This window comes from Micromonospora sp. DT44 (assembly GCF_049841635.1).
In the GTDB taxonomy this organism is placed as follows: Bacteria; Actinomycetota; Actinomycetes; order Mycobacteriales; family Micromonosporaceae; genus Micromonospora.
On sequence record NZ_JBNCKS010000008.1, the window covers coordinates 1 to 16,363 of the forward strand.

Below are 16,363 nucleotides of genomic sequence, written 5' to 3' on the forward strand. Positions count from 1 at the left end.
ATAGGCGATCACGTGGAGCCCTCTCGAAGACTGGATTCTGTCGCAAGAACCTGTCTATCGATGGCTCCACGTCCATATCCAACGCCGTCCGGTATGGACGTTACGCCCGTGTCATCCCCACTCGGCCGCCGAATCTTGCTGAGATCACCTCATTCGACCCCAGCCGGTAGCCAGAGTCGTAGCCTCCCCCGCCTAGCAGGCGGGCAAAGGTGTTGATGTCGAAGTCGCCGGCAACCCGCCCCGCACCGACACAGCAGCCAAGCGATTCAGTCACGCCGTCAGGCGAGGATCTGCTCGCCGAGGCCGTGGAACGCGAATCCGCACGAAAGAACGTCGCTTCCTTCCTGAGTACGATGACCAGGAAGACCGAGGATCTTCAGGACAACACCCAGAAGTCCGTGACTGTGGTCAGGGAAGCATTTGAGATTGTTCGCGGTCCACAAGGGCCGGCAGGGGCTCAGCAAGCCGGCACCACAACGCCAGCGGTCGGGCCTACCGTTAGTCAGCGCCTGCTCAACGAGGCACCCGACGCGGCGGGGCATCTCGTCGTGGTGGGGCTGGTGGCGAGCGTCGCCCTCCACGACTCTGTTCACTCGATCCGCAAGGGGATAGCGAGGTTACGAGATCGTGAGCGTACGGACCGAGTTCGGCGACCTGATCCGCGCGATGGCACGGCGTAACTGGGGCACGGTGGACCAACTCCTGGACGGGCTGGAGACGTCCGGCTGGCAGGGCGGTAACCAGGTGATCGGCGCGGCGTTCGCCATCGCGGTCAACGACCGCTTCGCCGCCGGCCACTCCTCCACCGCCGTCGCCCGGTTCGTGGCCGAGACTCGCTACCAGTTCCCCGGCGCGGAGTCGCTGCCCACGCTGGAGATGGAAGGTCTCGTCCGCGCGGCCCTCGGCGAGGTCAGCCTCATCGACAACCTCAGCCCGGAGACGGCCCTCCAGATGCAGATCGTCTTCCTCGGCAAGTTGCTGCAGGACCGCGATCCCACCGAGGCGCAGTTGGAGGAGTTCATCCGCGACGTGGAGCGGACGGCCGCCGAATACCTCTAGCCGGGGCTGCATGCCAGCTCCCCTGTCCGATAGTGTCCGTCCGACCACGCAAACGTGAACTCGTTGGCGCGATCGGCAGACGGAGGCGGCATGGCCAGCATCGAGGAAGTCAAGGCGGCGCTGATGCAGGCCGCCGAGCAGGGCAACGTCACGGTCAACCAAGTCCGGGCCGCCGCCGAGAACACCGAGCAGATGCTGGCCCGGCTACGCGCCATCGCCGCCGGCACCGGACACCCGACAATCGCCGAAGCCATCGCCCGGGGCGAGCAGAGCAAACAGCGTCTGGCCGAGGCCATGACCCTGGTGCAGGGCAGCGCGGAAGCGGCACGCCGCTACATCGGCGTGCTCGGCTGAACACCCAACCGCCACGATGAGCGTCGGCGAGGTCAAGGTAGGCCTACGTGCGGCCACCGAAGCGGCCCTCCACGGGAGGGACACTTTAGATCGGGCATCCGCCGGGGCGAAGGCAGCGAGCGCGGCGGCAGAGGCCATCCTGAACGACAGCCAAAACGAGGACGTGAAAACCGTCCAGCAGGCACTCCTCGCTGCGGATGCCGAGGTTGAGCCGACCCGCCGCCGATTTGTCACCATTGCGGAACGCGCAACTCGATACCTCAATCAACTCGGATGAGCGGCAGCATCGGCGAACTCGTCGCGCAGCTTCTCGCCGTACGAGGACAGCTCGACGCCGCCACCGTCAGGGCCTTACGCGCTCGCGCGGACGCGGAGCATGCCCTGGCCCTTCTGAAAGATGTCCGTCGGGGTAGCAGCGACCCACAGTTGCGGGAGGCCACCGCCGACGCCGAGGTGGCCCGTGACAAATCCGAGCGCTATGCCCGCCTCCTGGCCAAAGCCGCTCGACACATCACCCTTTACATCAACACCATCGCCCCCGGCGCCGCGTCTTCCGGGCCAGACGATGCCGCATCGCCGTCGGGCGATCGACTGGTGGAGGAAGCCGAGGGCCGCAGCAGCAAAGCAGAGGCGTTCCTCCGCCGTCACGTCAAGAAGGCGGACGACTCCGAGGACACTCTCAAGCAGACCGAGCAGTCGGTCACCGCTGGCCTTCGCGCGCTACAGAAGAGTCTGAAGGGCTCGGGGTCGACTGGCAGCACGACGTCGACTCCCGCCAACCCCGGCACGCCGGCTGATCGTCCCCAGTTGGAGCACCCTGTCACATCAGTCATCATAGCTGCTGGCGCGGTCGTCGTAGGACTTCGGGGTGTCTGGACCATGGCAAAGAAGCGCCGCGAAAGGAAGCGATCTGATGAGCAGCCCTGAGATGGTCGACTACATCCGGACGATGATCAGAGGTGACCACGAGGCCAACGATCGGGTCGAGGCCCGCCTTGATGAGCTTGGATGGGATGGTTTTCCGACCCTGCTAGGTGCTGTCTTCTACTTCGCGGTCAACCGGCGCTTCGACGAGCAGACCAGCCCGGGTGAGATCGTTCGGTTCGTGGCCGACATGCGAGCGAGCACACCGGCCGGCACACCAGAGATCGACGCTAACGCGGCCGAGCGGTTGATCCGCGCCGCAGTGAACCCGGACATCGAGACGGACATCGACCCTGAGATGGCCGGAAGGGTCCAGGGTCTGGTGATCTTGCGGATTCTGGGGCATGGTGCCACTTCAGACGAAGATCTGGACGCTCTCCTCGCCGCGGCGGCAGACCTTGCCAGCCAAGTGTGAACTGGCACCGTACTCATAGAGGTTGGATTGTCCCGCTGGCCGGGCTCGTCGCGATCATGACAGTCGGCAAGGGCTGACGGAGTGGCAGTTGGCCCGACAGAATGATCCCCATGAAGGCCTATGTCGGGGTGACCGACGGGGACTGGTCGCGGTTCCTGGCGGCTCGCCCGCACCTCACCGAGGTCAACTTCTGGCGGCCCGCCGGTTCACGTGTCTTCCGCGCGTTGTCACCCGGCGAGCCCTTCTTCTTCAAGAGCCACCACCCGCACAACAGCGTGGTGGGCGGCGGCTTCTTCAGCGGTTTCGCGCAACTGAAAATCTCCGAGGCGTGGGATTTCTTCCGGGAGGGGAACGGGGTCCCGGACCTCGCCGCGATGCGGCGGATCGTCGGACGCTACCGGTCTGAGCCAATCGCCGCCTCCGAGGACCCGCTGATCGGCTGCGTCCTTATCCGTGACACCGTCTTCTTCCCCGCTGCGGAGCCATCCGAGCCGCCGCCCTTGTTTGCCCCGAACGTCGTGCAGGGCAAGGGCTACGACGTCGCCGACAACGCGACGTCCGGATACTTCGAGATATTGATGGGACGACTGCTCGGTGCCTCCGTAGAGATCGACCTCAGTCAGCCCTGGCACCGACCCGGGCCGGTGTTCGGAGATCCCCGCCTGACGCCGAACCGGTTGGGGCAACAGTCGTTCAAGGCTGTGGTGCTCGACGCGTACGGCCGGCGGTGCGCGATCACGGGTGACCGGGTTCAGCCGGTGCTCCAGGCAGCGCACATCAAACCGCTCCCGGCGGGAGGCGAGCACAGGTTGGACAACGGACTGCTGCTCCGGTCCGATGTGCACACTCTCTTTGACCATGGCTACCTGGGCGTCGACCCCAAGTACCGATTGATGGTCAGTCCGCGCCTACGGGCCGAGTTCGGCAACGGAGAACAGTTCTATGCCCGCGCCGGCACCTCGATCGCCGTTCCGGCCGCCGCTCGCGACCGCCCGCATCGCCAGTACCTGGAATGGCACCTCGACGAGGTGTACCAGGCGACCTGACCGACGGCGTCTGAAGCCTGAGCGTCGGTGAAAGCGCGGATAATCGTGTCGAACCTGGAAGTAGTGGCCTGCCTGCGCTGCGAAGGCCACTACTTCCAGGTTCGAGGGTGATCATGGAGGTGGGGCCGCCTCCGACCGAGGTGATTGAGGGTGGCGGCCGCAGAGCAGGCGACCAAGCGCTCAGCGGAGGGTGAGGTCGTTCACGCAGCGCAGCACCGGCCGGGCCGTCAGCGCGTCGGCGTCCAGCAGGCCCTTGGACCGCATCATGAACGTGGCCGACTCTCCCGGCAACAGTGTGACCAGGGCCTTGTCGACGGACGCCGACCCGTCCAGACGGTCCGGGTACAGCGTCAGGTCGCGCAGCACCGTTCGCGCCGTCACCCGGACCCGCTGACCGCCGTCGACCGGCTCGACCGTCGCGTCCCAGGCCGCCGCCGGCCAGTCGACGTCCCGGTCCTCGGCGAAGAACCACAGCGCACGCTCCGCCGTGTCGCCGGTATCCGCGACCAGCAGTTCACGACGGCTCTCGTCCGGCCGCGCCAGCTCCGCCGGCAGCGCCAGCGTCTTCGAGGAGTACGCCGGAACGTCCGCCTGAACCGTCGTCTTCGCCCGAGGTTCGCCGCTCAGAGTCAGCCGGGTCACCGAGACAGACGGCCGCCACGGCTCGCCGGTCTCGTTGACGGCGACAAGAGCCAGCCCGCCGTCGCGGGGTTGCACGGTCAGCAGCCGGTCGGCGTACGCGTGGCGTAGCGCGTACCACAGGGGTTTGCGGCGGCCGTCGCCGTCGACGGCCGACCAGGAGGTCACCGGCCAGCAGTCGTTGAGCTGCCAGACGATCGTGCCGGCGCAGACGTCGCGGTGGGAGCGGAAGTGCTCCACCCCGAGCTGGATGGCCCGCGCCTGGTTGAGCTGCGTGAGGTAGTGCCAGTCGTCGAAGTCGGCCGGAGCGGGCAGGTGGGCGTCCAGGCCCCGCTGGAGCTTGGCGTCACCGCCGGCCGCCTTCTGGTGGTGGGCCATGCCCGGCGAGTCGGGGGCGAGGGGTTCGTCGCTGAGCGCCCGCCGCAGCGTGGCGTACGTGGGTGGCGCCTGGTAGCCGAACTCGGCCACGAAGCGCGGCACGTACTCGCGGTACTTCGTGTAGTCGTCGGTGTTCCACACGTCCCAGATGTGGGTGGTGCCGTGCGCCGGGTCGTTGGGGTGGATGGTCTCGCTTCCCGACCAGGGGCTGCCCGGCCAGTACGGGCGGGTCGGGTCCAGCTCGCCGACGATGCGCGGCAGTACGTCGAGGTAGTAGCCGCGTCCCCAGGTGCGCCCGGCCAGGGCTTCCTGCCAGTCCCAGTCGTGCCAGCCCCAGATGTTCTCGTTGTTGCCGGTCCAGAGCACCAGCGACGGGTGCGGCGTCAGGCGGGTCACCTGCTCGGCGGCCTCGGCGGCCACTTCGCTGGCGAAGGGTTCCTCCTCGGGGTACGCGGCGCAGGCGAAGAGGAAGTCCTGTTGAACGAGCAGGCCGCGTTCGTCGGCGAGGTCGTAGAAGTCCTCCGACTCGTACCGGCCGCCGCCCCAGACGCGCAGCAGGTTGACGTTGGCGGCGGCGGCCTGGTCGAACCGCTCGGCGAGCCGGTCGCGGGTGATCCGGGTGGGGAACGCGTCGTCGGGGATCCAGTTGACGCCCCGGACGAAGACGGGCACGTCGTTGACCGAGAGCGCGAACGGGGTGCCGTGCTCGTCGGGCGTGGTGTCCAGGCGGACGGAGCGGAAGCCGATCCGCCGGGACCAGGTGTCCAGGGTGTCGCCGTCCGGCGCGTGCAGGGTCACGTCCAGCAGGTGGCGGGCCTGTTCGCCGTACCCCCGGGGCCACCAGAGCGTGGGCTCGCGGACGGCGAGGGTCATCACGGCCGTGCGCTGGCCGGCCTCGACGACGGCCTCGGCGTGGACGCCGCCGACGGCGGCCCGGACGGTCAGCGGGACGTCCGCGACCTGCTCGACCTCGACGTGCACCTCGACGCGACCGTCGCGGCCGTCGAGGGTGACCAGCGGACGGACGGTGTCCAGCCGGGCGGTGGACCAGGCGTGCAGGCCGATGTCCTGCCAGATGCCGGCGGTGACAAGTGTCGGCCCCCAGTCCCAGCCGAAGTTGCAGGCCATCTTGCGGACGAACTGGAAGGGCTCCGGGTACGCGTTGGGTCGGTCGCCGAGTCGGTCGCGCTGCGCCTCGGCGTAGCGGTACGCGGAGTCGAACGCGACGGTCAGCTCGTTGTCGCCGGCGCGCAGCAGCGCGCGGACGTCGAACCGGTAACCGCGGTGCATGTTCTCGGTGCGGCCGACCTCGACGCCGTTGACGCTGACGGTGGCGACGGTGTCCAGGCCACCGCACACCAGGTCGACCCGGTCGTGGTCGCCGGCCGGCGGACGGAAGGTCGTCCGGTAGCGCCAGTCGGCGCGGCCGATCCAGGCCAGCGACGACTCGTTGTCGTCGAGGTACGGGTCGGGGATCAGCCCGGCGTCGAGCAGGTCGGTGTGGACACACCCGGGCACGGTCGCCGGTACGGTCCGGTCGGCGATCTCCGCGGGCACGTCCACGTCGGACATCGCCCGCAGCGTCCAGCCGTCGTGCAGGGCCTGTCGGCTCACGATTCACCGCACCTTCGTGATCGAGACGTTAGCTGAACCGGATAAGCTCAGCCACCGTACGGTCCGACCTCCGGGCTGTCAACGAGCGGTTGACGGGCCCCTCAGCGGCTAAGGAGCACGCGGTGAAGCGGCCGACAATCGCGGACGTCGCCCGACGGGCGGGGGTGTCCAAGGGCGCCGTGTCGTACGCGTTGAACGGGCAGCCCGGCGTCTCCGAGGCCACCCGGCAGCGCATCCTCGCCATCGCCACCGAGATCGGGTTCAGTCCGAGCAGCGCCGCGCGGGCACTCTCCGCCGCCACCGCACGGGCCGTCGGCCTGGCCCTGTGCCGCCCCGCGCGCACGCTGGGCGTCGAACCGTTCTTCATGGCGCTGATCAGTGGCGTGGAGGCCGAACTGTCGGCCCGCGCGTACGCGCTGACGTTGCAGGTGGTGGCCGATCACGACGCCGAGATCGCCGTCTACCGGCGGTGGTGGGGCGAGCGCCGGGTGGACGGTGTCCTCGTCTGCGACCTGCGCACCGACGACGAGCGCATCCCCGCCCTGGAACAGCTGCGCCTGCCGGCCGTGGTCATCGGCGGGCCGGGCGGCACCGGGGAGTTGGCCAGCCTCTTCTCGGACGACGCGGCGGCGCTGACCGAGGCCGTGGAGTACCTGGTCGCGCTCGGGCACCGCCGGATCGCCCGGGTCGGTGGCCTGCCCGACCTGCGGCACACCGAGATCCGTACCGACGCCTTCGCGGCGGTGTGCCGGCGTCTCGGCCTCTCTGACACGGTCACCGTCTTCTCCGACTACACCGGCGAGGAGGGCGGCCGGGCCACGCGACGACTGCTCAGCGCCACCTCCCGGCCCACCGCGGTCATCTACGACAACGACGTGATGGCCATCGCGGGACTCTCGGTGGCCCAGGAGATGGGCCTGACCGTGCCGGCCGACCTGTCCATCGTGGCCTGGGACGACTCGCCGCTGTGCCGGCTGGTGCACCCGCCGTTGACGGCCCTGGGCCGCGACATCTCCGCGTACGGCGCGCACGCGGCCCGCCACCTGCTCGGCGTCATCGCGGGCGAGCCGGCGACCCGGTTGCGGGACGAGACACCGCAGTTGACCCCGCGTGGCAGTACGGCGCCGCCCCGGGAGAGGTGAACCGGTTCATCACCGGTACGCCGAGGGAAACTCCTCGAAGTACGCCTCGACGCGTTCGGCGGTCGCCGGACGGGACAGGGCGAAACCCTGCCCGTAACGGCAGCCGGCCCGATGGGCGCCCTCGACCTGGGTGGGCGACTCCAACCCCTCCGCGACGATTTCCACACCCAACCGTTCACCGACGTTGACCACCACGTCGATCAGCGGCGGCTGTCCCGTGGGCTCGGCCCCGACCAGGTCGGGCCCCACCTTCAGCAGGTCGATCGGCAGCCGGCGCAGGTGGGCCAGCGAGGCGTGTTCGGGCCGGAAGTCGTCGAGCGCGGTGCGCACGCCCAACGACCGGAGACCCGCGAGCCGGGCCACCACCGTCGACAGGTCGGCGGCGACCCTCGGCTCGGCCACCTCCACCACCAGACGCTCGGGCGGCACTCCGTACGCGGCCAGGACCGCCGCGGCGCGCTGCACGAAGTCGGGCGTGGTCAGTTCGCGGGTGGTCACGTTGACGGCCATCCACAGCTCCCGGGGGCCCGCCGACCAGGCCGCCAACTGCCGACAGGCCCGGTCCAGCACCCACCACTCCAGTTCGCCGACCAGATCCAGGTCCTCGGCGACCGGCAGCAGCTCGGCCGGGAGCACCGTGCCGAGGACCGGGCTACGCCACCGCAGCAGCGCCTCGGCGCCCACCGGCTGACGGTCGGTCAGGTCGAGCACCGGTTGGTAGACCAGGTCCAGTTCGCCCCGGGCGACCGCGCCCGGCAGCTCGCGTTCCAGGTCGAGCCGACGAACCAGCTGCTCCTCCAGGAACGCGTCGTACCACTCGACCCGGTCCCGGCCCAGCTGCACCGCCCGCCGCCGGGCCAGCTCGGCCTGACGGAGCACGTCGGCCGGCCCCGCGCCACTGACCTCGGCCAGCCCGATGCTCGCCTGGACGCGCAACACCGACCCGGCCAACCGGTAGGGCGACGTGAGCGTACTCAGCAGCCGGGTGCCCAGCGCGTACGCCAGCACGGGCCCCGCGCCGGTGACCACCGCGAAACCGTGGCCGGCGCAGGCGGTTACCAGATCGCCGGGCGCGACGACCGCCCGTGCCCGCAGGGCGGCCTCGGCAAGCGCGTCCTCGCGGGCCACCGGGCCGAGCCCTTCGATGCCGTGCAGCTCCACCAGCAGCAGCGCACCGGCCGGGGCGGGCACGTCGCCGATCGAGGCGAGGGCGGCGAGCAGGGCCGCCCGGTCCCCCGATCCCTCGCCGGCCGGGCCGAACCCATGGCGCGACCAGGAGACACCCGTGTCGGGCCACGTCGCGTCGACGTCGGCCGCCGGAGTCCACGAATCGGCTGTCGGGGCCTGCCACGGCGGTTGCGGCTCCCGGCGGCGGACCGTGTGGTCGGCGTCCCGGCGGTGCGCGGCGGGCCGCTCGGGGACGCCCCCGTCACCGCCGCGCAGCAGCTCCCGCAGGACCAGGGGTGGCACCGCCGCCAGGGCGAGCAACAGACTCGTCCGGTCCGGAGTGCGACCGGAACCGAGGTGCAGGCCCGCCGCGAGCAGCAGGACCGACGCCGGGAGGACCGCCCGTGGCCAGGTCGTGACCGGTGAACCGGACGGCGGCGTCGAGCTGGCCGACGCTAGCGCCGAGGTCGCGCCCAGGGCCGTCAGCAGCATGCCGAGCACCAGCGGCGGCACCGCGAGGAGTGGCGCGCGCCCCGACGACGCGGGCGGCAGGATCGTCAAGAGCGCCAGACCGACCAGGGTGAGCAGGAGGCCTCCCCGGCAGATCGCGTGGCCCGAGCGTCGCCCGGCGCCCGTGAACGCGCTGAGTGCGGCGATGCCCAACCCGGCCAGCACCAGCGCCGCGACCAGCCGGGCCGGTGCGGGGAGAGCGTCCACGGGTAGGAGCAACCACCCGGCAAGGGTCAGACCGACCGTCGGTCCCGTCGCCTCGACCACCTCCCGCAGTCGGGTCGGCGAGGGTGTCCGTGCCGGGAGCCCGCGCAGCCCGGCCACGGACAGGGCCGCGACGGTGAGCCACCCGAGCAGCGCGACCGCGCGTTGCTCGGTGTCGACCAGCGGCAGGGCGGCCGCGACCCAGCCGGCCGCCACCACCGCCGCGTCGAGCAGGACCAGCCCCACCCGCCCCGGGGAGTCGCTCGACGGCGGTGCGGGCCGACCGGCGGCCAGCCGGGAGAGTCGTACGCCAGCCAGGGTGGCGCCCGCGCCACCGGCCAACGCGATCACCATCGGGGTCGGGACCATACCCGCCACCCCGGCGAGGACCAGCAGCGCCACGGCCGTGGACACGGCGGCCTCCGGGGCCGCCCGGCGGGGGACGAGGAGACGGAACGGGTACGCGAGGAGCACGGCGGTCGCCTTCGTGAGGGGGCACGGGGCGGTGCGGCGGTGCGGGTGGTGCGGGTGGTGCGGGTGGTGCGGTGGTGCTGCGGTGACACGGGCGGCGGATGTTGCGAGTCCGCTGCCCAACACTGGGAAACGACCGGCGACCGGATTGGTTACGCGTCGGTCATCGGCACGAAGCAGTGACCCGTGTCACTGTACGCGTGCGGGCAACCGTGACACCGCCCGCCGCGACCCCGGCCGACCAGGGGTGGGATCATCGCGGGGTGAGTACGCCCGACACGGTCCGCTTCCGTTTCAACCAAGCCATCCTGGTCGCCTCGGTCATCGCCTTCATCGGCGCCCTGCCCCTGGCGAACGCCCGGGCGTACCTGCTGCCGGTGCTGCTCGTCCCGCTGGGCGTCGGGGTGTGGGCCTGGCGGGCCGGCACCGACGCCGACTCCCGGGAGCTGCGCCTGCGGGCGCTGTTCGGGCAACGCCGGATCGGCTGGGACCATGTCGTCGAGTTCGCCACCGACGCACGCGGACGGGCCGTCGCCCGACTCGACGACGGCCAGCAGGTCGTCCTGCCGGCGGTACGCGGCACCGACCTGCCCCGCCTGGTCTCGGCCACCGGCCAGAGGATGCCGGACGAATCCGCCGAGACGCCCGGCGCGTAAGCGGCCGCTCCCGCCCGCCGGCTCTCAGTAGCCGTCGACCACCCTGTTGACGAGCGGTTCACCGGCGGCGAACCGCCGTACCTGCTCGCCGACCAGCCGGTACGCACGCGGCAGCAGCCCCCGCACCGACCCCGCCACGTGCGGTGTGAGCAGCACGTTCGGCATCGTCCACAGAGGAGATTCGGCGGGCAACGGCTCCGGGTCGGTGACGTCCAGCGCGGCCGAGATCCGGCCGGTGGCCAGTTCGGCGACGAGCGCGTCGGTACGGGCCACCGGACCTCGGGCCGCGTTGACCAGCAGCGCCCCGTCGGGCATCGCGGCCAGGAAGTCCTTGTCGATCAGACCTCGGGTCTGGTCGGTGAGCGGCACCAGCACCACCACCACGTCGGCGTCGGGCAGCAGTCGCGGCAGCTCCGCGACGGCGTGCACCGACTGCTCCGGCCGGGCGCTGCGCGCGACCAGGGTGAAGCTCACCCCGAACGGCGCGAGCCGGTCGCGCACCGCAGTGCCGATCGAGCCGGCCCCGACGATCAGCACCCGCTTGCCGGTCAGCTCGTCGGTCGGCGCGTTGCCGTCGTACGCCCACCGCCGCTGCCCCTGCGCGCGGGCAAAGGCGGGAAACGCCCGAAGCTGGGCCAGGATCGCGGTGACCACCCACTCGGCGGTGGACGGATCGTGCACCCCCCGGGCGTCGCAGAGCGTGACCCCGTTGGGCATCCGGCCGACCCAGGCGTCCGCCCCGGCGGAGAGCAGTTGCACCACCTCCAGGTCGGGCAACCCGCCCAGCGGAGCGGTGGCGTCCGAGCCGCTCAGGAACGGCGGCACCCAGAAGCGGACGTCGGCCACGGCGGACGGCAGGCGGTCGGCGCGCTCGGCGACCTCCACCGTCACGCCCGGCGGCAGCTCGCCAACGAGGTCCAGGCCAGCCTGGTGCGGAATCCATACCTTCACGACCGCCGACGATAGCCGTCGCCACGGTGGCCGGCGCGGGCACGGCGGAAACCGCGCACCAGGCGAGACGCGACACACCGGTGTCCGGTCCGCCCGTGACAAGGTATAACCGAGAGTCGGAGGGCAGGTCCGCCTCCACCCCGGCAGACAGGCGCTCGATGACCGACGGCTCCCCCGCCCGCGCGCGACGTTCGAGCACCCCACCTCCGGCGCTCGCCGACGCGGCGCGGCTGCGCGCGCTCGCCGACACGGGGCTGGACGCGGCTCCGGACGAGGCGTTCGACCGGTTCGCCCGACTGGTCAGCGACCTGCTGGAGGTGCCGGTCGCGCTCGTCTCGCTGGTCTCCGCCGACCGGCAGTTCTTCCCGGGCGCGGTCGGTCTGCCGGAGCCGTGGTCGCAGCGGCGGCAGACCCCGTTGAGCCACTCGTTCTGCCAGCACGTGGTGGACATCGAGGTACCCATGGTGCTGCCGGACGCCCGGCTCTACCCCCGCGTACGGGACAACCTGGCCATCGACGATCTCGGCGTCGTCGCGTACGCCGGGATGCCGTTGACCGACCTCTCCGGCCGGGTGCTCGGGTCGCTGTGCGCCATCGACAACAAGCCCCGGGCGTGGAGCGCCCGACAACTGCGGACCCTGTCCGACCTCGCCGCCGCCTGCTCGTCGGAGTTGCGCCTGCGGATCGCGCTGGACGGGGCCCAGGAGGCGCGTCGTCGGGTCGTCCGCGCGCACGAACGGCTGGAGCTGCTGGCCGGCGTGAGCGAGACGCTCGCCGGCACGCTGGACGTGGGGACATCGCTGCGCCGGCTCGCCGCCGCCATGGTGCCGCTGCTCGCCGACTGGTGCCTGCTCACCCTCGTCGGGCCGACGGGCCAGCCCCGCGAGGTCGTCGCCGTGCACCGCGACCAGGCCCGGATGCCGGACATCGACCGCTTCGCGGAACTGCTGCGTACCGGCCTGAGCCAGGAGTCCATCATCCGGACGGTGCTGCGCACCGGTCAGCCCCGGCTCGGCGGCGCGGCGTCGCTGGGCGACGTGGCCCGGGGCACCACCGATCCGGAGATGTCGACGATCGCCGAGCGGCTGGGCATCGCCTCGTACCTCAGCGTGCCGGTACAGGCCGTCGGCGGCACCGTGCTGGGCGCCATCACCCTGGTCAACACCCCGGGCCGCCAACAGTTCGACGACCGCGACCTGCTCACCGCCGTGGACATCGGCCGCCGCGCGGGGCAGGCCATCGGCAACAGCTCGATGTACGGGGAGCAACGGCACGTCGCGGAGGTCCTGCAACACAGCATGCTGCCACGACTGCCGCTGGTGCCGGAGCTGGAGCTGGCGGCCCGCTACCAGCCGGCCGCCGACCGGGTGGAGGTGGGCGGCGACTGGTACGACGCCTTCGTGCAGCCCGACGGCGACCTGATCGCGGCGATCGGGGACGTGGCCGGGCACGACATCGAGGCCGCCGCGACCATGGGTCAGCTCCGCAACCTGGTACGCGGCAACGCGTTCGGCCGGCGCGACGAGGTCGGGGCGCTGGTGAGCCACCTGGACGACGCGATCCGCGGTCTGCGGCTACCCATCGCGGCCACCGCCACGCTGGTGCGGATCGGCCCCGAACGCTCCGGTGTCCGCGAACTGACGTGGTGCAACGCCGGGCACCCACCGGCCCTGATGGTCCGCGCCGGCGGTGCGGTGGAAGTCCTCGACGCGACGCCCGAGCCGTTGCTCGGCCTGGCCCGGCCCACGCCGCGTACCAGCCACTCGACCGGTCTGACCACCGGAGACACGCTGCTGCTCTACACCGACGGGCTGATCGAGCGTCGGGACCGGTCCATCGACGACGGGCTCGCCGAGCTGGTGGGCCGGCTGACCGGCACCGACACGATGCCCCTGGACGATCTGTGCGACCTGCTGCTCGCGTCGATCCACCGTCGCGAGGACGATACGGCACTGCTGGCGGTCCGAGCCCGCTGAGAGCGGTGGACCTCGGCCGGACCGTCCGGCGGGCTACCCTGGGCCGGGTGAGAGCCCGTCCCCCGTACCCTCGCGTCCGCCGCCTCCGGGCGGTCCTCGCGGCGTCCTGCGCGGCGCTGCTGTTCGCCTCGGGTTGCAGCCTCGGCGAGCCGGAACCCGATCCGGCGGGCGAGCCACCCAACCTGCCGACCCCGTCGGCGTCGGCGAACGCCGGCGGCGCGGGCCAGCAGGCGGTGACCACCGTGCTGGCCAAGGGACTGCGGGTGCCGTGGGCCATCGCGTTCCTGCCCGACGGCGGCGCGCTGGTCACCGAGCGGGACACCGGCCGGATTCTTCAGGTGGGCCCGGAGTCCGGTCCGGACGGGCTGCGGGTCCGGGTCGTGCAGACGATCAACGACGTGGCGGCGGCGGGTGAGGGCGGCCTGCTCGGCATCGCCGTGTCCCCCGGCTACGCCCAGGACCGGACGGTCTTCGTCTACTACACCGCCGAGCAGGACAACCGGGTCGCCCGCCTGCAGATCGGCGGGCAGCCCACCCCGATCCTCACCGGTATCCCGAAGGCGAACGTGCACAACGGCGGCGGGCTGGGGTTCGGGCCGGACGGGCAGCTCTACGTCAGCACCGGTGACGCGGGAGAGCGGCCCAACGCGCAGGACACCAAGAGCCTCGGCGGCAAGATCCTGCGGATCACCGCCGACGGCAAGCCCGCGCCGGGCAACCCGTTCCCCGGCTCGCCGGTGTGGTCGTTCGGCCACCGCAACGTGCAGGGTTTCGCCTGGGATGCGGCCAAGCGCATGTACGCCGTCGAGTTCGGCCAGAACACCTGGGACGAGATCAACCAGATCACCAAGGGCGGCAACTACGGCTGGCCGGAGGTCGAGGGGCGGGCCGGCGACAAGCGCTACACCGACCCGATCACGCAGTGGGCGACGTCCGACGCGTCCTGCTCCGGGTTGGCCGCGACGGACCGGCTGCTCGTCACCGGCTGCCTGCGCGGAAAGCGACTGTGGGTGATGGAGCTGACCGACACCGGCACACTGCTCGGGCAGCCGAGCGAACTGCTGACCAACCGGTACGGGCGGCTACGCGCCGTGGCCGCCGCGCCCGACGGCTCACTCTGGGTGAGCACCTCCAACCACGACGGGCGGGGTGACCCGGCCGCCGACGACGACCGCCTCCTGCGGGTGGTCTTCGCCGGCGGCGACGGCGGCCGCAGCTGACCTGCGTCACCTTCCGCCCAGGTTTGCCAAGATCCTTCGACGGGCAGGTCAGAATCTCAGCATGGACGGGCAACGCGACGAGCAGCACGGCGACGCCGAGGGCCGGGACGACCCGGCGACCGGCGGCGAGCCGTCGCGCCCGGCCCGCCGACGGATCGGCCGCCCCGGCGGGCCGGTGCGGCGCACGGGCATGATCCTCGCCGTGCTGGTGGTGGCCCTGGCCGGGGCGGTACTCGGCGTGCTGGCCGGCGGTCGGGTGAACACCGACATCGGGCCGTTCCGGGCCAACCTCACCCTCTCGCCGGCCAGCGACGGCGGGACGACCATCGACGTGCCGCCGCTGGGCGCGCTGCTGATCGACAGCCACAGCGGGCCGACGCACCTCACCGTACGACTCGGCGCGCTCGACCAGGGGCGCACCGAGGCGCTGCTCGACGACCCCGCGAGCATCAGTCGGGCGAGCCAGAGCGCCGTGGAGGACGTGCGCTCCGGGGTGATGCGGCTCGGTCTGCGTACCCTCGCCTCGGCGGTGCTGGTCACCCTCATCCTGGCCGCGTTGGTCTTCCGGGACGTGCGCCGTACGGCCTGGGCCGGCGGGTTGGCGCTGCTGGTCACCGCCGGCAGCCTCGGCACGGCCGCCGCGACGCTGCGCCCGCAGGCGATCGAGGAGCCGCGCTACGAGGGCCTGCTGGTCAACGCGCCGGCGATCGTCGGCGACGCCCGCCGCATCGCCAACGACTACACCAAGTACGCCGAGCAGTTGCAACGCATCGTCGGCAACGTCAGTCAGCTCTACACGACGGTGTCCGCGTTGCCGGTGCTGGATCCCGCGCCGGGCACCACCCGGGTCCTGCACGTCTCCGACATGCACCTCAACCCGACGGGCTGGCAGCTGATCCGGACGGTGGTGGAGCAGTTCGGCATCGACGTGGTCATCGACACCGGCGACATCACCGACTGGGGCAGCGAACCGGAGGCCTCGTTCGTCGGCTCGATCAGCCTGCTCAAGAAGCCGTACGTGTTCATCCGGGGCAACCACGACTCGGGCAAGACCGGCGCGGCGGTGGCACGTCAGCCGAACGCGATCGTGCTGAACAACTCGACGACCACGGTCGCGGGCCTGACCATCGCCGGCATCGGCGACCCGCGCTTCACCCCGGACAAGAACACCTCACCGGCCGGCAGCGGGCTGACCCAGGAGGTGGCCGACCAGGTGATCGGCGCGGGTGACCAACTCGCCGCGACGATCCGCAACTCGCCGCGGCCGGTCAACATCGCCCTCGTGCACGACCCGGCCTCGGCCGGGCCGCTCGCCGGCACCTGCCCGCTGGTGCTGGCCGGGCACACGCACGCCCGGCAGGTCTCCAAGTTGCCGCAGGCCCCCGGCCAGCAGCCGACCGCCCTGTTCGTGGAGGGCTCCACGGGCGGGGCCGGGCTGCGCGGCCTGGAGGGCGAGAAGCCCACCCCGCTGTCGATGACGGTGCTCTACTTCGACCAGCAGAAGATGCTCCAGGCGTACGACGACATCACCGTCGGCGGCACCGGTCAGGCCCAGGTCAACCTGGAACGCCACATCGTGCAGGACCCGAGCGCCGGCGCGCCCGCCTCGGTCACCCCCACGCCGACCCGCTGAGACC

14 protein-coding genes are annotated in these 16,363 nt (G+C 71.6%); 11 read left to right on the plus strand and 3 right to left on the minus strand.

The window, feature by feature from the left end; genetic code table 11:
- The first annotated feature begins 627 nt into the window (after window positions 1–627).
- From ACLQ25_RS06440 to ACLQ25_RS06465, 6 genes are all read left to right on the plus strand, one after another.
- Complete coding sequence (locus tag ACLQ25_RS06440) at window positions 628–1,059, plus strand: hypothetical protein (RefSeq protein WP_425729978.1); 432 nt, start codon at window positions 628–630, stop codon at window positions 1,057–1,059.
- A gap of 90 nt (window positions 1,060–1,149) precedes the next feature.
- Complete coding sequence (locus tag ACLQ25_RS06445) at window positions 1,150–1,413, plus strand: hypothetical protein (protein ID WP_425729979.1); 264 nt, start codon at window positions 1,150–1,152, stop codon at window positions 1,411–1,413.
- Between the two features lie 16 nt (window positions 1,414–1,429).
- Entirely contained in the window at window positions 1,430–1,690 is a 261-nt protein-coding gene (locus ACLQ25_RS06450) for a hypothetical protein (protein WP_425729980.1), read from the plus strand.
- Window positions 1,687–2,340, plus strand: coding sequence for a hypothetical protein (locus ACLQ25_RS06455; protein WP_425729981.1), 654 nt, complete (start codon window positions 1,687–1,689; stop codon window positions 2,338–2,340). The genes ACLQ25_RS06450 and ACLQ25_RS06455 overlap by 4 nt, the downstream gene beginning before the upstream one ends.
- A complete protein-coding gene (locus tag ACLQ25_RS06460; protein ID WP_425729982.1) occupies window positions 2,327–2,752 on the plus strand; it encodes a hypothetical protein in 426 nt (141 codons plus the stop codon). The genes ACLQ25_RS06455 and ACLQ25_RS06460 overlap by 14 nt, the downstream gene beginning before the upstream one ends.
- A gap of 110 nt (window positions 2,753–2,862) precedes the next feature.
- Window positions 2,863–3,798: an HNH endonuclease gene (locus tag ACLQ25_RS06465; protein WP_425729983.1), complete on the plus strand. Its 936-nt coding sequence runs from the start codon at window positions 2,863–2,865 to the stop codon at window positions 3,796–3,798.
- A gap of 180 nt (window positions 3,799–3,978) precedes the next feature.
- On the opposite strand, the gene ACLQ25_RS06470 is transcribed toward ACLQ25_RS06465, so the two are convergent.
- On the minus strand, window positions 3,979–6,387 hold the full coding sequence (locus tag ACLQ25_RS06470) for a glycoside hydrolase family 2 protein (RefSeq protein ID WP_425730098.1): 2,409 nt from the start codon (window positions 6,385–6,387) through the stop codon (window positions 3,979–3,981).
- Window positions 6,388–6,551: 164 nt separating this feature from the next.
- Between ACLQ25_RS06470 and ACLQ25_RS06475 the strand changes: the two genes are divergently transcribed.
- Window positions 6,552–7,571 (plus strand): LacI family DNA-binding transcriptional regulator, encoded by a 1,020-nt coding sequence (locus ACLQ25_RS06475; protein ID WP_425729984.1) that lies wholly within the window; start codon window positions 6,552–6,554, stop codon window positions 7,569–7,571.
- 9 nt (window positions 7,572–7,580) lie between these two features.
- Here the strand turns inward: ACLQ25_RS06475 and ACLQ25_RS06480 are convergent, their stop codons facing one another.
- Window positions 7,581–9,926, minus strand: coding sequence for an EAL domain-containing protein (locus ACLQ25_RS06480; protein ID WP_425729985.1), 2,346 nt, complete (start codon window positions 9,924–9,926; stop codon window positions 7,581–7,583).
- A 260-nt stretch (window positions 9,927–10,186) separates the two neighbouring features.
- Between ACLQ25_RS06480 and ACLQ25_RS06485 the strand changes: the two genes are divergently transcribed.
- Window positions 10,187–10,579 carry a PH domain-containing protein gene (locus tag ACLQ25_RS06485; protein WP_425729986.1) on the plus strand — a complete coding sequence of 131 codons (393 nt, stop codon included), beginning with the start codon at window positions 10,187–10,189 and terminating at the stop codon, window positions 10,577–10,579.
- 24 nt (window positions 10,580–10,603) lie between these two features.
- Here ACLQ25_RS06485 and ACLQ25_RS06490 read toward each other — a convergent pair whose 3' ends face one another.
- The gene (locus ACLQ25_RS06490; RefSeq protein WP_425729987.1) at window positions 10,604–11,530 is read right to left on the minus strand and encodes a 2-hydroxyacid dehydrogenase; all 927 of its coding nucleotides are present in this window, start codon (window positions 11,528–11,530) and stop codon (window positions 10,604–10,606) included.
- 158 nt (window positions 11,531–11,688) lie between these two features.
- On the opposite strand from ACLQ25_RS06490, the gene ACLQ25_RS06495 reads away from it, so the two are divergent.
- The 3 genes from ACLQ25_RS06495 (at window position 11,689) to ACLQ25_RS06505 (ending at window position 16,359) form a co-directional block, all read left to right on the plus strand.
- Window positions 11,689–13,506 carry a SpoIIE family protein phosphatase gene (locus tag ACLQ25_RS06495; RefSeq protein ID WP_425729988.1) on the plus strand — a complete coding sequence of 606 codons (1,818 nt, stop codon included), beginning with the start codon at window positions 11,689–11,691 and terminating at the stop codon, window positions 13,504–13,506.
- A gap of 47 nt (window positions 13,507–13,553) precedes the next feature.
- Window positions 13,554–14,726, plus strand: a complete 1,173-nt coding sequence (locus ACLQ25_RS06500; protein WP_425729989.1) for a PQQ-dependent sugar dehydrogenase — start codon at window positions 13,554–13,556, stop codon at window positions 14,724–14,726.
- Window positions 14,727–14,787: 61 nt separating this feature from the next.
- The gene (locus tag ACLQ25_RS06505) at window positions 14,788–16,359 is read left to right on the plus strand and encodes a metallophosphoesterase (RefSeq protein ID WP_425729990.1); all 1,572 of its coding nucleotides are present in this window, start codon (window positions 14,788–14,790) and stop codon (window positions 16,357–16,359) included.
- The last annotated feature ends 4 nt before the right edge of the window (window positions 16,360–16,363 follow it).

What these genes read in the sequence shown, in the direction of transcription:
- ACLQ25_RS06445 (WP_425729979.1), top strand. Translation starts at nt 1,150, where the DNA reads ATGGCCAGCATCGAGGAAGTCAAGGCGGCGCTGATGCAGGCCGCCGAG.
- ACLQ25_RS06450 (WP_425729980.1), top strand. Translation starts at nt 1,430, where the DNA reads ATGAGCGTCGGCGAGGTCAAGGTAGGCCTACGTGCGGCCACCGAAGCG.
- ACLQ25_RS06455 (WP_425729981.1), top strand. Translation starts at nt 1,687, where the DNA reads ATGAGCGGCAGCATCGGCGAACTCGTCGCGCAGCTTCTCGCCGTACGA.
- ACLQ25_RS06460 (WP_425729982.1), top strand. Translation starts at nt 2,327, where the DNA reads ATGAGCAGCCCTGAGATGGTCGACTACATCCGGACGATGATCAGAGGT.
- ACLQ25_RS06465 (WP_425729983.1), top strand. Translation starts at nt 2,863, where the DNA reads ATGAAGGCCTATGTCGGGGTGACCGACGGGGACTGGTCGCGGTTCCTG.
- ACLQ25_RS06470 (WP_425730098.1), bottom strand. Translation starts at nt 6,387, where the DNA reads ATGTCCGACGTGGACGTGCCCGCGGAGATCGCCGACCGGACCGTACCG.
- ACLQ25_RS06495 (WP_425729988.1), top strand. Translation starts at nt 11,689, where the DNA reads ATGACCGACGGCTCCCCCGCCCGCGCGCGACGTTCGAGCACCCCACCT.
- ACLQ25_RS06505 (WP_425729990.1), top strand. Translation starts at nt 14,788, where the DNA reads ATGGACGGGCAACGCGACGAGCAGCACGGCGACGCCGAGGGCCGGGAC.